The following is a 13,938-nucleotide window of genomic DNA, read 5'->3' as shown; positions in this document are numbered from 1 at the left end:
CGGAGCCGAGAACAGTGGCGGAGGCAGCGAACGCGCCCGCGGGCACGGACGGGACCGCGCACGCTCCGGTCCATGAGGAAATCGGCCCGGTCGAGGCCGGGTCGGTCACCGAGGCCGGTTCGGTCACCGAGGCCGGCGGCGACATGGCCGGCCGGGCGCTGCCCGAGGGAGTGCGCCGCCGGGTGGTGGGCATCGCCTCCGACGCGCTCGGCGGCATCGCCGCCGGCGAACTGCCCGCCGCGCTGCGCCCGTACGCCAAGTTCACCGCCGCCCGGCGGGCCAAGTACGCGGCCACCGCGCTGGCCGCCGCGCTGGAGTCCGACCCCGCGTTCCGGGTGCGGATAGCCGAGCGGCTGCGGCTCGGCCAGCCGGACCTGGTGCGTGCCCTGGAGGCGGGCACCGTGCCGGCCGCCGCCGACCCGATGGACGTGGCCGCCGCCGCCTACCTGGTGCGGCCCACCGGCTGGGCCCGGCTGGTCGAGGAGGCCGGCGAACAGGCCGAACGGGTCGACGCCGAGAGCGTCGCCGCCGAGGCCGCCCGGCTGGCCGAGAAGCTCCACGAGGAGCTGGCCGAGGCCCGCACCACCGCCCGCGCCGAGCTGGAGCGCCACCGCGCCGAGTCCGAAGGGGTGCGCCGGGAGGCGGACTCGCTGCGCAAGAAGGTCCGCTCGCTGGAGGCCGACACCCGCCGCGCGCAGGCCGAGAGCCGCCGACTGGCCGCCGAACTGGAGGCCGCCCGGGCCGCCGCCGCCGCCGAGCGCGGCGCCGCCGAGATCGAGGCCCGCCGGCTGCGGCACCGGGTCGCCGAACTGGAGGCGGCCGTGGAGACCGGCCGGCGCACCGCCCGGGAGGGCCGCAGCGTCGAGGACATGCGGCTGCGGCTGCTGCTGGACACCGTGCTGCAGTCCGCGCAGGGCCTGCAGCGGGAGCTGGCGCTGCCGGTGACGGCGCTGCGCCCGGCCGACCTGGTGGAGGCGGTGGAGCCCGGTTCGGCCTCGCCGCACGACGTGGCCCGGCGCGGGCTGGCCGAGGACGATCCGGCGCTGCTGGACCAGCTGCTGGCCATCCCGCAGGTCCACCTGGTGGTGGACGGCTACAACGTGACCAAGACCGGCTACCCGCAACTGCCGTTGGAGCAGCAGCGGTTGAGGCTGCTGGGCGGTCTGGCGATGCTGGCCCAGCGGACCCAGGCCGAGGTGACCTGCGTGTTCGACGGCCAGGACCTGGACGTTCCGGTGATCATGGCCCCGCCGCGTGGCGTCCGGGTCCGGTTCAGCCGGACCGGGGAGACCGCGGACGAGCTGATCCGCCGCCTGGTGCGGGCCGAGCCGCAGGGCCGGCCGGTGGTGGTGGTGTCCGCCGACAAGGAGGTCGCGGACGGGGTGCGCAAGGCCGGCGCCCGCCCGGTGGCCTCGGTTCTGCTGCTGAACCGCCTGTCGCGCAGCTGACGGCCGCTCAGCGGTGTTGGGGCGTCCGGAGTGTGTCGGTGTGGTGAAGAGGGGCGGAGAAGTGAATCCGGGAGCCCCCCGGGAGTGGACGCGGAGGCAGGGACTTCACTAGGGTCTGGCGTCAAACCTATATTCCGGACTATCGCTCTAACGGGTGAGTCCAGAGGAAGAAGGAGCACCGCCTTGGCCTCCCACCGCCGTCCCAAGCAGCCGAGTCGCGCCCGGGTGACCGTGCTCACCGCTGCCGCCGCGACCGCGGTCGCCCTGTCGGCCCAGGTGAGTGCGCACGCCGCGCCGGCCCAGCCGAACAAGGACGAGATCAAGGCGCAGGTCGACAAGCTCATGGAGGAGCAGGAGCAGGCGGCCGAGAAGTACAACGGCGCCAAGGAGAAGGCCGACCAGCTCCGCAAGCAGGCCGACCAGCTGCAGGACCAGCTGGCCCGCAGCCAGGACCAGCTGAACGAGCTGTCCTCCGGGCTCGCGGCGGTGGCCGGCGACCAGTACCGGCACGCGGGCGTCGACCCGTCGATGCAGCTGATGCTCTCCGCCGACCCGGACAAGTACCTGGACAAGGCGTCTTCCTTCGACCAGGCGGCCAGCACCCAGGCCGAGACCCTGAAGTCGCTGCAGGACCAGCAGCGCCGGCTGAACCAGCAGAAGCAGGAAGCGGCGGACGTCCTGAAGGAGCTGGACAACTCCACCCAGGCGCTCAACGACGCCAAGAACGAGGTCAGGACCAAGCTGGAGCAGGCGCAGAACCTGCTCAACCAGCTCTCCGCCTCCGACCGGCGGGCGATCACGCAAGGCGACGGCGCCGCCTCGCGCAGTGCCGACCGGGTCGACCCGGCCACCCTGCCGAAGGCCGCCGGCTACGCCGGGGTCGCGGTGCAGCGGGCGCTCGACAAGCGCGGTGCGCCGTACGTGTGGGGTGCGACCGGCCCGAGCACCTTCGACTGCTCCGGCCTGATGGTGTGGGCGTACGCGCAGGCCGGCGTCTCGCTGCCGCGCACCTCGCAGGCGCAGGGCAGCTACGGCGCCAGCGTGGGTACCGACTGGCACAACGCCCAGCCCGGTGACCTGGTGGTCTACTACGGCGACCGGCACCACGTCGGCATGTACATCGGCAACGGCATGGTGGTGCACGCGCCGCACACCGGTGACGTGGTGAAGACCATGAAGGTCGACGCGATGCCGATCTCGACCATCCGTCGGGTCTGACGGGCCGACAAACCGGACATACGCCCCTCGGGGCGACAATTGACACGCCGTGACACGCCCGGGCGGGTCGAGATCCTGCTGTGATCTCGAACACGTCCGGGCGTCGCGTTTCCCAGGCGAACGGCGGGAAATGCTACGCACTGTGCAACGAATCCCTTACGTTCGGTCAGTTTCGTAATCGAAATTGACTCAGATTCAGATTTTTTTCCGACAAGGATTTGAACGGATCACGGATCGGTTACTAGGGTCATAGTTCGACCACCGCAGAGTCGATCGCCCAAGGGGGGCGACGGCGGAGGTCGCCGCCGAGTCCGTGACGCAGCGGGTGGATCGTCAGAACGAGATCCGCCGACGGGGATACCCCTGAGGGGGTTGCTGTCGAACGGAGCCGGGGAACCACGTTCCCCCGGGGTGAATCGGCGCCAGGTCGGCCGCGAGAGCGGCCGGTGAGGCGCTGTAGGGCGTCTCTTCCGGCCCGAACCCGTCAGCTCACCCGGTAGGCGGTGTGAGGAAGAAGGAGTCCGCCTTCGTGGCGTCCCATCGCCGTCCCAAGCCCGTCGGCCGTGCCCGGGTCTCGATTCTCACTGCCGCTGCCGCCACCGCCGTCGCGCTGTCCGCCCAGACCGGCGCGCACGCCGATCCGGCGCCCACCAAGGACCAGGTCAAGGCGCAGGTCGACCAGCTCAACGAGCAGGCCGAGGTGAAGACCGAGGCGCTCAACGCCTCCGTCGAGAAGCAGCAGAACCTGCAGAAGCAGGTCACCCAACTGCAGGACCAGCTGGCCCGCCAGCAGGAGCAGGTGACCACCGTCCAGGACAGCCTGGCGACGATCGCCGCCGAGCAGTACCGCAACGGCGGCATGCCGCAGACCATGCAGCTGATGCTCTCCAGCAACCCGGACAGCTTCCTCGGGCAGGCCGGAACGCTGAACACGGTCGGCGCCACCCAGGCCGACCTGCTCAAGAGCTTCAAGGCCGAGCAGGCCAAGCTCGACGGGCAGCGCGAGGAGGCCGCGCAGAAGCTCGCCGAACTGGACACCACCACGAAGGCCCTCAAGGCCGACAAGGAAGACGTCCAGTCCAAGCTGGCCAAGGCGCAGGAGCTGCTCAACACGCTCACCCAGAAGGAGCGCGACGATCTCGCGGCGGCCGAGGCCAAGGCCGCGAACGACTCCCGCACCCAGGCCGAGCGCGCCTCCCGCGACAACACCCGCACCGACCTCGGCGCCCCGCCGGCCCAGGCCCCGGCCGGCTACGCGGGTGCCGCGATGAACGCCGCGCTGTCCAAGCTGGGCAGCTGGTACTCCTACGGCGCGGCCGGCCCGAGCACCTTCGACTGCTCCGGTCTGATGCAGTGGGCGTACGCCCAGGCGGGTGTCTCCATCCCGCGCACCTCGCAGGCCCAGGCGGGCGCCGGCACCAGCCTCGGCACCAACATCGCCAACGCCCGTCCGGGTGACCTGATCATCTACTACGGCGACCAGCACCACGTCGGCATGTACGTCGGAAACGGGCAGATCGTGCACGCCCCGCACACCGGCGCGCAGGTCCGCTACGAGTCGGCGACCGTCATGCCGATCACCAAGATCGTCCGGATCTGACGGCCGCTCGGAGCCTTCGGCCCGGCACCCCGCACAGGGGGTGCCGGGCCGCTCTCGTTCCGGTGTCCGATTCGCGGTCGAATATTCGAAGTTGTCAGGGTTTGGACTGGATCCGTCCGACTCGCTAACCTCTGCCCCGGCCCCCCGTGCGGACGGCCGTCCGATCCGCGGGCGGCGGCGGAGGCCGGAGCTCAGGAACGGAGTCGTCGCACGTGCCAGTGCACCGTCGCCCCCCACTGCCCGGTGTCCAACGCCTCGCCCGAGCCCTGGCGCTCACCGCCGCCGCGACGGGCGTGATCCATCTCGGCGTCGCCCCGGCCGCCGCCACTCCGGCCGACCCGCCGGACCGCGCCGACGTCAAGGCGCAGGTCGACCAGCTGTACGACGAGGCCGAGCAGGCCTCCGAGAAGTACAACGCCGCCCAGGAACAGCAGAAACGGCTGCAGCGCGAGGCCGGCATCCTGCTGACCCAGGTCGCCGCCGGGCAGGACGACCTCAACCGGCTGCGCGCCGACCTCGGGGCGGTGGTCGCCGCCCAGTACCGCGCCCAGGGCCTCGACCCCACGCTGCGGCTGATGCTCGACAACGACCCGGCGTCCTACCTGGCCGGCGCCCGCTCGCTCGGCCAGGCCACCGCCCGGCAGAACGAGACCCTGCGCGACCTGCGCGAACGACAACGCCGGCTGGACCAGCGCCGTCAGGAGACCGCGGCCAAACTCGACGAACTGGAACAGGCCCGGCACCGCCTGGCCGCCGCCAAGGACGAAGTCCGCACCCGCCTCGCCCGGGCCCGGCAGCTGCTCGGCGACCTCACCGCCGCCGAGCGCGACCGGCTCGCCTACGACGACGACGCCCGGGCCGCCCGCGGCGCCGACCGCTTCGACCTCGGCAACGAGCCTCCCGCGTCCGACCGCGCCGCCGCCGCGCTGAACGCGGCCGTCTCGAAGATCGGCTCCTCGTACGTGTACGGATCCACCGGGCCCAGCACGTTCGACTGCTCCGGTCTGATGTACTGGGCGTGGCGGCAGGCCGGAGTGACCCTGCCGCGGACCTCGCAGGGGCAGGCCTCGGCCGGCCGGCGGGTGAGCCTCGCCGAAGCCCGGCCCGGAGACCTGGTGATCTTCTTCAAGGACAGGCACCACGTCGGCATGTACGCCGGCGGCGGTGTCGTCGTGCACGCGCCGCACCCCGGCGCCCGGGTCCGCTACGAGAGCGTCAGCGCGATGCCGGTCAACTCGGTGGTGCGGGTCTGAGCCAGCACGAGCCCCTGGTCACCGACCTGCCGCAGGCGCCGGCGCCGCGGCAGGCCGGTGCTTCGCCGTCCCGGCGGGCCGCACTGCTGGTCGCCGCCGGGTGCGCGGCCCAGCTCTCGCTGCCCCGGGTGCTCCCCGCCGGGCCCGCCGGACCGGCCGCCGCCCCGCCCGGGCCGGGCGCGCCGTCCGGGGCCCGGGACGCCGTGGCGCAGGTGCTGTCGCGGCGGGCGGGCGCGATCCTGCGGCGCGACCCCGCCGGGCTGCCGACGGCGGCGGGCGCCGAGGAGGCCGACCGGGACCTGCTCACCCGCACCGCCGCGATCCGGTTCACCGAGTACACGCTGCGGCTGACCACCTTCACCGAACCCGCGCCCGGCGCCGAACGGTTGACCGTCGGCGCCGAACTCGGCTACCGGATCTCCGGCGTGGACGACTACCCGGCGCTGCTGGAGCGGCAGATCGACCTGCAGCGCGAGCCGGCCGGCTGGCGGGTGCTCCGGGAGGTGCCCACCGGCGCGGTGGCGCCCTGGGACCTGGGCACCGTCCGGACCGCGACCGGGCGGCACAGTCTGGCGCTGGGCCTCGGCGAGGACGGCGAACTCGCCGACCTGGCCGCCCTCGCCGACCGTGCGGTGCCCACCGTCGAAGGCGTCTGGGGTCCCTGGAAGCCCGGCCGACTGCTGCTCGAACTGCCGCTCACCGTCCAGCAGTTCGCCCGCCGGATGGATGTATCCGCAGACGCGTACCAGGGGATAGCCGCAGTCACCCTGGCGGTCGGCGGCGCGCCGACGCACACCCCCGCGGATCGGATCGTGGTCAACCCCGACGCGTACCGGCAGCTCAGCGAGCTCGGCCGCCGGGTGGTGGTGACCCACGAGGCCACCCACGTCGCCACCCGGGCCGACACCAAGGCGTGCACCCCGCTGTGGCTGTCCGAGGGCGTCGCCGACTACACCGGCTACCAGGGCACCGGGCGGACCACCCGGCAGATCGTCCCCGAACTCGCCAAGGACGTCCGGGCCGGGCGGATGCCCACCGGGCTGCCCACCGACGACGCGTTCACCGCCGGCTCGGCCGGCATCTCGCAGGCCTACGAACTGTCCTGGCTGGCCTGCGACTTGATCGCCCACCGGTACGGGCCGGACCGGCTGGTGGCGCTCTACCGGGCCGTCGGGCAGAACGGCGCCGGCGGCCTGGAACGCGCCTTCCGGGCCGAACTCGGCCTCGGCGTCGCCGAGTTCACCAAGGACTGGACGGCCGCGGTGGCCACCCTGCGGGACTGACCTCAGCCGGCCAGTGCCCGCTCCAGGCCGGCCGCGTCCAGGAACGCGGTGTGGGTGCCCGCCGTGGTGCAGGCGAACGCGCCGGCCGCCGCACCGGCCCGCATGCACTCCTCGACCGGGCGGCCCGCCAGCCGCCGCTGCAGGAAGCCGGAGACGAACGCGTCGCCCGCGCCGTTGCTGTCCACGATCGGCGCGCCCGGGTCCACCGCCGGGAAGTGCCGGGGCGCCTCGTCCTCGCGGGTGAGCAGGAACGCGCCGTGCGCGCCCGCGGTGGCCACCACCAGCTCGGCCCGGCCTTGCGCCAGGATCGAACGCATCGCCGCCTCCGGACGGTTGCCGAGGCCGGCCGCGGACAGGAACACCACGTCCGAGCGGAGTGCGTAGAACCGGTGGTGCTCGTTCTCGCCGTCCCAGGCGTGCAGGTCGGTGGAGCTGGGGCGGCCCAGCCGTTCCACGTCCGGGTACATGTCGCGGTTGACGCCCGTGATCGACAGGTGGACGTGCTGCGAGCGCTCCAGCAGCGGCAGCCAGAACTCGCGCGGCAGCCGGGCGTCCGCCGGGTGGCGGCCGTCGTAGAAGGAGAACCGCAGGCCGTCCGCGTCCACCAGGTTGACGCTGCGCGGGGTGCCGGCGGGGGCGGGCAGGTGGCTGAAGTCCAGGCCGCGGCGGGCGTATTCGGCCAGCACCAGGGCGCCCTGCGGGTCCTCGCCGAGGAAGTCGGCGAGCTTGGTGCGCAGGCCCAGCGCGTGGCAGGCCAGCGCGACGCCGTTCCCGGTGTGCGCCGGGTAGTCCCGCACCGGGGGGACGTGCACCGAGTCGACGCCGGGCGGGATCTCCAGGCGGTCCACCCGGACGATGGTGTCCACGCCGACGCCGCCGACGATCAGGATGTCGTAGTCGATCATTCGGCGATGGTGGCAGCGAAAAGCCTTGCCCTGCAAGCGCTTTCAGAAACTTGCAGGGCGGCGGCGGGGTGTCAGGCGCGGTCCGCCGGAGTCGGCGGGACGTCAGGCGCGGTCCGCCGGAGTGAGGTCGTCCAGCAGATCCTGCTCGTAGGCGATACCCGGCCGCACCGGGTACTGCGGGCCCAGCTGACCGGCCGGCAGCACCAGCGTGGTCAGCACCTCGCGCCGCCGGGTGGAGCGCCAGAGCCGGTACGCCGACAGCACGGTGGCCGCCAGCAGCACCAGGTTGCGGGCCGTCAGCACCAGGACGCCGGACAGCTCGCTGCGGTTCACGGTGCCGAACATCACCGGGAACTCGATCGTGGTCAGCACCGTGGCCACCAGCACCACCACCGCCACCGGACGCTGGCTGCTGCCCCGCACCGTCAGGCACACCGCCGCCAGGCCGACCACCCAGATCATGTACTGCGGGCTGATCACCCGACTGGTCGCGGTGAAGATCAGCAGCGCGCACAGCGCCGCGTCGAAGGTGGTCGCCGAAGTCCAACGGGTCGCCCGCAGACGCCAGATGAGCAGCCAGCCGAAACCGGCCACCGTCATGCCCACCATCACCTTGGAGATCACCGGCACCCACGGGCCGAGGAACTCCACCGAGCCGTAGTTCATCGTCACGGTGCCGTGCCACGACCCCGCCAGCTTCGCGAAGTGCAGCGGCAGCGCACCCAGCGACTCGATCTCGATGCCCCGCTCCGACTGGAACTTCAGGAACTCGAACGCCCCGTTCATGCCCGCCGTCAGCAGGAAACCCAGCGCCCCCGCGAACGTCGCCGCCGAGGTCCAGGCCCGCCGGGTGCGCCGGCCGCGCGGCGTGCCGATCAGCGCCAGCAGCGGCCAGATCTTCAACAGCCCGCCCAGCCCCAGCAGCACCCCGCCCAGCGCCGGGCGGCGCAGCACCACCAGCAGACCCGCCACCGCCAGCGCCGTCACGATGATGTCGTACCGGCAGTACACCGTCGGCCCGAGCAGCGGAACGCCCACCACCCAGTACCAGGCACCCAGATAGCTGCGGCCCTTGCGGACACCCGCGCGCATCAGCAGCGCCATCGCCGCCGCGTCCACCACGACGCAGATCACGAAGAACGACACCAGGTACGACCACGGCAACAGGCCCGGCAGCAGGATCACCAGCGCCGCGCCCGGCGGGTACTGCCAGGTCACGTCGTCCAGCGGGAAGGTGCCGGTGCGCAGCACCTCGTACCAGCTGTGGTAGATCACCGAGACGTCCGCTGTCACGTCCGTGTTGGCGATCCGCAGCACCCCCGCGACCACCAGGACCAGCAGGGTCCGGGAGACCGTCCAGCCGGCCGCCAGGGCCCACAGCGGACGACGACTCGGTGCGGAACCGGACGGGGCAGGCAGCGCCGGGGCCTCCGAGCTGCCGGGCCGTTCGGCCTGGGCTGACTCCACTACGCTCCTTCGGGTCGTCGCGTACGCACCGGGACCGGGCTTGCGCGCCGGGGTACCGGTAAGGACCACCAGCACACAGCATCAGTTGCGGCGGTGTCCTCCAACTTCTCCGAACCGTGTCCGAACCGTCCGGGCCCGCGCGCACCGCCACCACGGGCGGCACGGGCCGCGTTCCCGGCGGACTGGTGCGGTGACCTATCGTACGGACCACTCACGGGTACTCCGAGCACCCCCTGACCGAGCGAGCCGCGGCACATGAACAGAACCCTCATCGTCACCAACGACTTTCCGCCCAGGCCAGGCGGCATCCAGGCGTTCGTCCACAACATGGCGGTGCGCCAGCCGGCCGGGTCGATCGTCGTGTACGCCTCCACCTGGCGGGACGGCCGGGAAGTCGCCAAGTTCGACGTGGAACAGCCCTTTCCGGTGATCCGCGACCGCACCAAAATGATGATCCCCACCACCCGGGTCACCCGGCGGGCCGCGGAGATCATGCGCGCCGAGAGTTGCACCTCCGTCTGGTTCGGTGCCGCCGCGCCGCTCGGCCTGATGGCCCCGCACCTGCGCCGGGCCGGCGCCGAGCGGATGATCGGCATGACCCACGGCCACGAGGCCGCGTGGGCCCAACTGCCCGGCTCCGCGCAGCTGCTGCGCCGGATCGGCGGCAACACCGATGTGCTGACGTACCTCGGCGAGTACACGCGTTCGCGGATCGCCCGTGCCGTCGGGCCTCGGGTCGCCTCGCGGATGGTCCAACTGCCGCCCGGCGTCGACGAGTCCACCTTCCGGCCGGACTCCGGCGGCGACGCGGTCCGGGCGCGGCTCGGGCTCACCGAGCGGCCGGTCGTGGTGTGCGTGTCGCGGCTGGTGCCGCGGAAGGGGCAGGACACGCTGATCCGCTCCTTCCCGCGGGTCCTCGCCGCGCATCCTGATGCCGTGCTGCTGATCGTCGGGGGCGGGCCGTACCGGGCGGACCTGGAGAAGCTCGTGGACCAGGTCGGGGTGCGCTCGTCGGTGGTGTTCACCGGCGCCGTGCCGTGGGAGGAACTCCCCGCCCACTACGGGGCCGGGGACGTCTTCGCGATGCCGTGCCGGACGCGGCGCGGGGGGCTGGACGTGGAGGGGCTCGGCATCGTCTACCTGGAGGCTTCGGCGACCGGGCTGCCCGTCGTCGCCGGGGACTCCGGGGGTGCGCCGGACGCGGTCCGCGAGGGGGAGACCGGGTTCGTGGTGCCCGGGAAGAACGGGGAATCGGTGCTCGCGGAACGGCTGGTGCGACTCCTTGGGGACGCGGAGCTGCGGCGCGAGATGGGTGAGGCCGGCCGCAAGTGGGTCTACGACGCCTGGCGTTGGGACATGCTGGCGGAGCGGCTCACCGGGTTGCTCGAGGCTCGCTGAGCGGGCGCGAAGCGCGGGAGGGTGCGAACCCGGGGGCGGGGGGGGGGGGGCGGGCCCCGGCGGGGGCGGGGCCCCCCCCCCCCCCCGCCGGCCGGGGTGATCGTGTCGCCGCCCACTACTTCAGGAAGTCGGGGATGTCCAGCTCGCCCTCGTCGTCGAACGAGGGGTCGACGACGGCGGTCTCGACGACCGCTTCAGGCTGACGGTGCGTCGCTCCGGAGAAGGGTGAGGACGCGTTCTGCCTGGAGCCCCAGTCGCCGCCGGAGGCGACCGGCGCCGCAGCAGGTGCCGAGCGGTGCTCGGACGACTCGGAGGCCGTGTTGGCCGAGGTGCTGATCGGAGCGCTGGGCGCCTCGTCCGAGGTGCTCATGACGCCGCCCGAGATGACCGCGTCGGCCGGCGAGGCCGCCGTCCTGGTGAGGGGCTCGCCACCGTCGAATCCGGCGGCGATGACCGTCACGCGAACCTCGTCGCCGAGGGTGTCGTCGACGACCGCACCGAAGATGATGTTCGCCTCGGGGTGCACGGCCTCCTGGACGAGCTTGGCGGCGTCGTTGATCTCGAAGATGCCGAGGTTCGAGCCACCCTGAATGGACAGCAGGACACCGTGGGCGCCCTCGATGCTCGCTTCGAGGAGCGGGGAGGCGACGGCGAGTTCGGCCGCTTTGATGGCACGATCCGCGCCACGCGAGGAGCCGATACCCATGAGGGCGGAGCCGGCTCCCTGCATGACCGACTTGACGTCGGCGAAGTCGAGGTTGATGAGGCCGGGGGTGGTGATGAGGTCGGTGATGCCCTGGACACCGGCGAGGAGCACCTGGTCGGCGGTCGCGAACGCCTCGAGCATGCTGATGCCGCGGTCGCTGATCTCCAGCAGACGGTCGTTCGGCACGACGATGAGCGTGTCGACCTCCTCCTTCAGGCGGGCGACGCCGAGCTCGGCCTGGGCCTGACGGCGACGACCCTCGAAGCCGAAGGGCTTCGTGACGACACCGATGGTCAGCGCACCGATCGACTTCGCGATCCGTGCCACGACGGGTGCGCCACCGGTTCCGGTACCGCCACCCTCACCGGCGGTGACGAACACCATGTCGGCGCCGGCGATGGCCTCTTCGATCTCCTCGGCGTGATCCTCCGCTGCGCGGCGTCCGACCTCGGGGTCGGCGCCAGCGCCGAGGCCGCGGGTGATCTCGCGGCCGACGTCGAGTTTGACGTCGGCATCGCTCATCAGCAGTGCTTGCGCGTCCGTGTTGATGGCGATGAATTCCACGCCTCGGAGGCCGAGCTCGATCATGCGGTTGACCGCGTTGACGCCGCCGCCGCCGATACCGACGACCTTGATGACGGCGAGGTAGTTCTGGTTTGTAGTCACTTCAGGCCTCCGTGAGAACTCTCAACCTCTAGTTAAGGTTTAAAGTTATGCTGCGTATGCATTTTCTGTCCTGAGCACGACGTTAGGGCCCAGTCCCGACCGTGTCGGGACGCTTCCGGGCGTGTCGGCACATCGACGGGAATATCCCGGTGCGCTTCCTCAGCGGACGATGGCGGCGGACGGCGACGACACGTCGTACTGGTTCACCTGGGACGGGTCGGTGGCCGCCATCGTGGTCGCGAGGATCCGCGCTTTGAGGACCGAGTCCTCCGCACTCCCCCACACGACCTCGGCGGGCGAGTCCACGAGCGTGAGGGTGACGTCGTCCGCGGTCGACGCCGAAACGGACGCCACGCGGGCACGGAGATCCGTCGGGAGCGCCCGGATGACCGCGGCCGCGGCGACGAAACCCTTGGAGGTCGGGCCGCCGGTGACCATGAGCGTGGGATACCCGGCGATCGGTTGGTCGCTGCGCTCGATGGTGACCCCGGCGGCGTCGACGAGGGTGTACACCGATCCGGACTGCAACACGCCCACCGGCTCGCGTTCGACGATCCGCACGACGAGCGTGCTCGGGGGCTGGGATTCGAGGGAGTAGCTCGCGATGAGCGGGTATCCGACGAGCACCGCCTTGACGGCACCCGCGTCGACCAGTGCGAGCGGGCGCCCCAGCTGGTCGCTGAGCGCCTCGGTGATCTCGGCCTGGTTCACCCGGCTCGCACCGACGACCTCGATGGACCGGACGGCCAGCAGGGGCGAATAGGCTCCGGCGAGCGAGACGACGATCAGGAGGCCGATGATCGCGGCCGCGACCACCCAGGCACGGTGGCGGCCGCGCTTGCGGGCCGTGAACCGACGGATCTCCTGGCGTTCGTGACGACGTCGCAGCTTGGCGGCCTCACGCGGGGTGAGGAACGCCTCATCAGCAGGTTCGTCCGGGCGCTCCAGGGTCGCCGTCGCCGAGGCGGAGGACGTCGCTGCCGGTTTCGCACCGACCTTCGACGATGGTGCTGGCGTCGATGAGGCCGACTTCGACTTCGACTTCGACTTCGAGCCCGACGGCTCGGACGGTGCGCCGACACCCGACCGCTTGGGACGGAGCCGCGCGGCGTCCAGCTCGATGACGTCCGTCTCCTGCTCGGCGACGGGCTCAGCAGGCGCGGCGGCGCGGTCGACCGGCGCGGACGCCGACGGTCGCGCCTGACGCTCGGGACGCGGGCCGGCCGCGGGGTCGAAGCCGTCCGGGCGCTTCACCGGACGCCCATCAGACGGACTCGCGACCGGCGATGGCCTCGAGGAGCTGCGGCACGATGCGGTAGACGTCGCCGCATCCGAGCGTGATGACGAAGTCGCCGGGTCGCACGACCGTCGCCGTGTAGTCCGCGGCGCGCTGCCAGTCGTCGATGTACGCGACGCGGTCCGCGTCGGAGAACCGGGACGACACCGTGGCACCGGTCACACCGGGCTCGGGGTCCTCACGCGCGCCGTAGACCTCGAGCACGACCGTGTGGTCGGCGTACCGCTCGAGGGCGTCGGCGAACTCCTGGGCGAACAGGCGGGTCCGGCTGTACAGGTGCGGCTGGTGGACCGCGATGATGCGACCGTCGCCGACCACCGTGCGCGCCGCGGCGAGGGCGGCGGCGACCTCGGTGGGGTGGTGCGCGTAGTCGTCGTAGACGCTCACGCCGTCGACGACACCGTGCAGTTCGAATCGACGCTGCGTCCCGCCGAAAGCGGTGATGCCTCGGAGCGCGTCCGCCGGGTCGAACCCGACACCGACGAGGACCGCGAAGGCGCCGGCGGCGTTGATGGCGTTGTGGCGTCCGGGCACGCGGAGGGTCGCCGCGTAGCTGGTGCCCTCGTAGCTCAGCTGGAACGAGACCGGGCCGGTGGACCCGACGTCGTGCAGTCGGACGTCCGCGTCGGCGGCCTCTCCGAAGGTCAGCACGCGCTTGCCGTCGGCGGCCGCGCGGAGCGCCGGGGTGATCCGGACC

11 protein-coding genes and 1 riboswitch are annotated in these 13,938 nt (G+C 72.3%); of the genes, 6 read left to right on the top strand and 5 right to left on the bottom strand.

The window, feature by feature from the left end:
• The first annotated feature begins 143 nt into the window (after positions 1-143).
• From ACIHEI_RS09315 to ACIHEI_RS09295, 5 genes are all read left to right on the top strand, one after another.
• Positions 144-1,448, top strand: a complete 1,305-nt coding sequence (locus ACIHEI_RS09315; protein ID WP_396606426.1) for an NYN domain-containing protein — start codon at positions 144-146, stop codon at positions 1,446-1,448.
• Between the two features lie 183 nt (positions 1,449-1,631).
• Positions 1,632-2,666, top strand: coding sequence for an NlpC/P60 family protein (locus ACIHEI_RS09310; protein WP_396606206.1), 1,035 nt, complete (start codon positions 1,632-1,634; stop codon positions 2,664-2,666).
• A gap of 366 nt (positions 2,667-3,032) precedes the next feature.
• Positions 3,033-3,185: riboswitch (cyclic di-AMP (ydaO/yuaA leader) on the top strand.
• A gap of 10 nt (positions 3,186-3,195) precedes the next feature.
• On the top strand, positions 3,196-4,266 hold the full coding sequence (locus ACIHEI_RS09305) for an NlpC/P60 family protein (protein WP_396606205.1): 1,071 nt from the start codon (positions 3,196-3,198) through the stop codon (positions 4,264-4,266).
• Between the two features lie 212 nt (positions 4,267-4,478).
• The gene (locus ACIHEI_RS09300) at positions 4,479-5,519 is read left to right on the top strand and encodes an NlpC/P60 family protein (RefSeq protein ID WP_396606204.1); all 1,041 of its coding nucleotides are present in this window, start codon (positions 4,479-4,481) and stop codon (positions 5,517-5,519) included.
• Between the two features lie 128 nt (positions 5,520-5,647).
• The gene (locus ACIHEI_RS09295; RefSeq protein WP_387643673.1) at positions 5,648-6,802 is read left to right on the top strand and encodes a hypothetical protein; all 1,155 of its coding nucleotides are present in this window, start codon (positions 5,648-5,650) and stop codon (positions 6,800-6,802) included.
• Positions 6,803-6,804: 2 nt separating this feature from the next.
• Here ACIHEI_RS09295 and ACIHEI_RS09290 read toward each other — a convergent pair whose 3' ends face one another.
• Both ACIHEI_RS09290 and ACIHEI_RS09285 read right to left on the bottom strand, forming a co-directional pair.
• Positions 6,805-7,707 (bottom strand): carbohydrate kinase family protein, encoded by a 903-nt coding sequence (locus ACIHEI_RS09290; RefSeq protein ID WP_392955705.1) that lies wholly within the window; start codon positions 7,705-7,707, stop codon positions 6,805-6,807.
• 102 nt (positions 7,708-7,809) lie between these two features.
• Positions 7,810-9,174, bottom strand: coding sequence for a glycosyltransferase 87 family protein (locus ACIHEI_RS09285; protein WP_387643678.1), 1,365 nt, complete (start codon positions 9,172-9,174; stop codon positions 7,810-7,812).
• A 255-nt stretch (positions 9,175-9,429) separates the two neighbouring features.
• On the opposite strand from ACIHEI_RS09285, the gene ACIHEI_RS09280 reads away from it, so the two are divergent.
• Complete coding sequence (locus tag ACIHEI_RS09280; RefSeq protein ID WP_396606203.1) at positions 9,430-10,572, top strand: glycosyltransferase family 4 protein; 1,143 nt, start codon at positions 9,430-9,432, stop codon at positions 10,570-10,572.
• Positions 10,573-10,687: 115 nt separating this feature from the next.
• Here ACIHEI_RS09280 and ftsZ read toward each other — a convergent pair whose 3' ends face one another.
• The 3 genes from ftsZ to ACIHEI_RS09265 form a co-directional block, all read right to left on the bottom strand.
• Positions 10,688-11,944: a cell division protein FtsZ gene (ftsZ, locus tag ACIHEI_RS09275; RefSeq protein ID WP_079706013.1), complete on the bottom strand. Its 1,257-nt coding sequence runs from the start codon at positions 11,942-11,944 to the stop codon at positions 10,688-10,690.
• 159 nt (positions 11,945-12,103) lie between these two features.
• Positions 12,104-13,198 (bottom strand): FtsQ-type POTRA domain-containing protein, encoded by a 1,095-nt coding sequence (locus tag ACIHEI_RS09270; RefSeq protein WP_396606202.1) that lies wholly within the window; start codon positions 13,196-13,198, stop codon positions 12,104-12,106.
• A 10-nt stretch (positions 13,199-13,208) separates the two neighbouring features.
• Positions 13,209-13,938: glutamate ligase domain-containing protein (locus ACIHEI_RS09265; protein ID WP_396606201.1), on the bottom strand; the 730-nt coding region annotated here is incomplete at its 5' end.

Origin of the sequence: Kitasatospora sp. NPDC051984 (assembly GCF_044593455.1) — a bacterium.
In the GTDB taxonomy this organism is placed as follows: Bacteria; Actinomycetota; Actinomycetes; order Streptomycetales; family Streptomycetaceae; genus Kitasatospora.
Note: the sequence above shows the minus strand (reverse complement) of the source record. Positions and strands in the feature narration are given on the sequence as shown.

Bases quoted from the DNA above. Each gene is read 5' to 3' on its own strand.
- ACIHEI_RS09315 (WP_396606426.1), top strand. From the start codon at position 144: ATGGCCGGCCGGGCGCTGCCCGAGGGAGTGCGCCGCCGGGTGGTGGGC.
- ACIHEI_RS09290 (WP_392955705.1), bottom strand. From the start codon at position 7,707: ATGATCGACTACGACATCCTGATCGTCGGCGGCGTCGGCGTGGACACC.
- ACIHEI_RS09280 (WP_396606203.1), top strand. From the start codon at position 9,430: ATGAACAGAACCCTCATCGTCACCAACGACTTTCCGCCCAGGCCAGGC.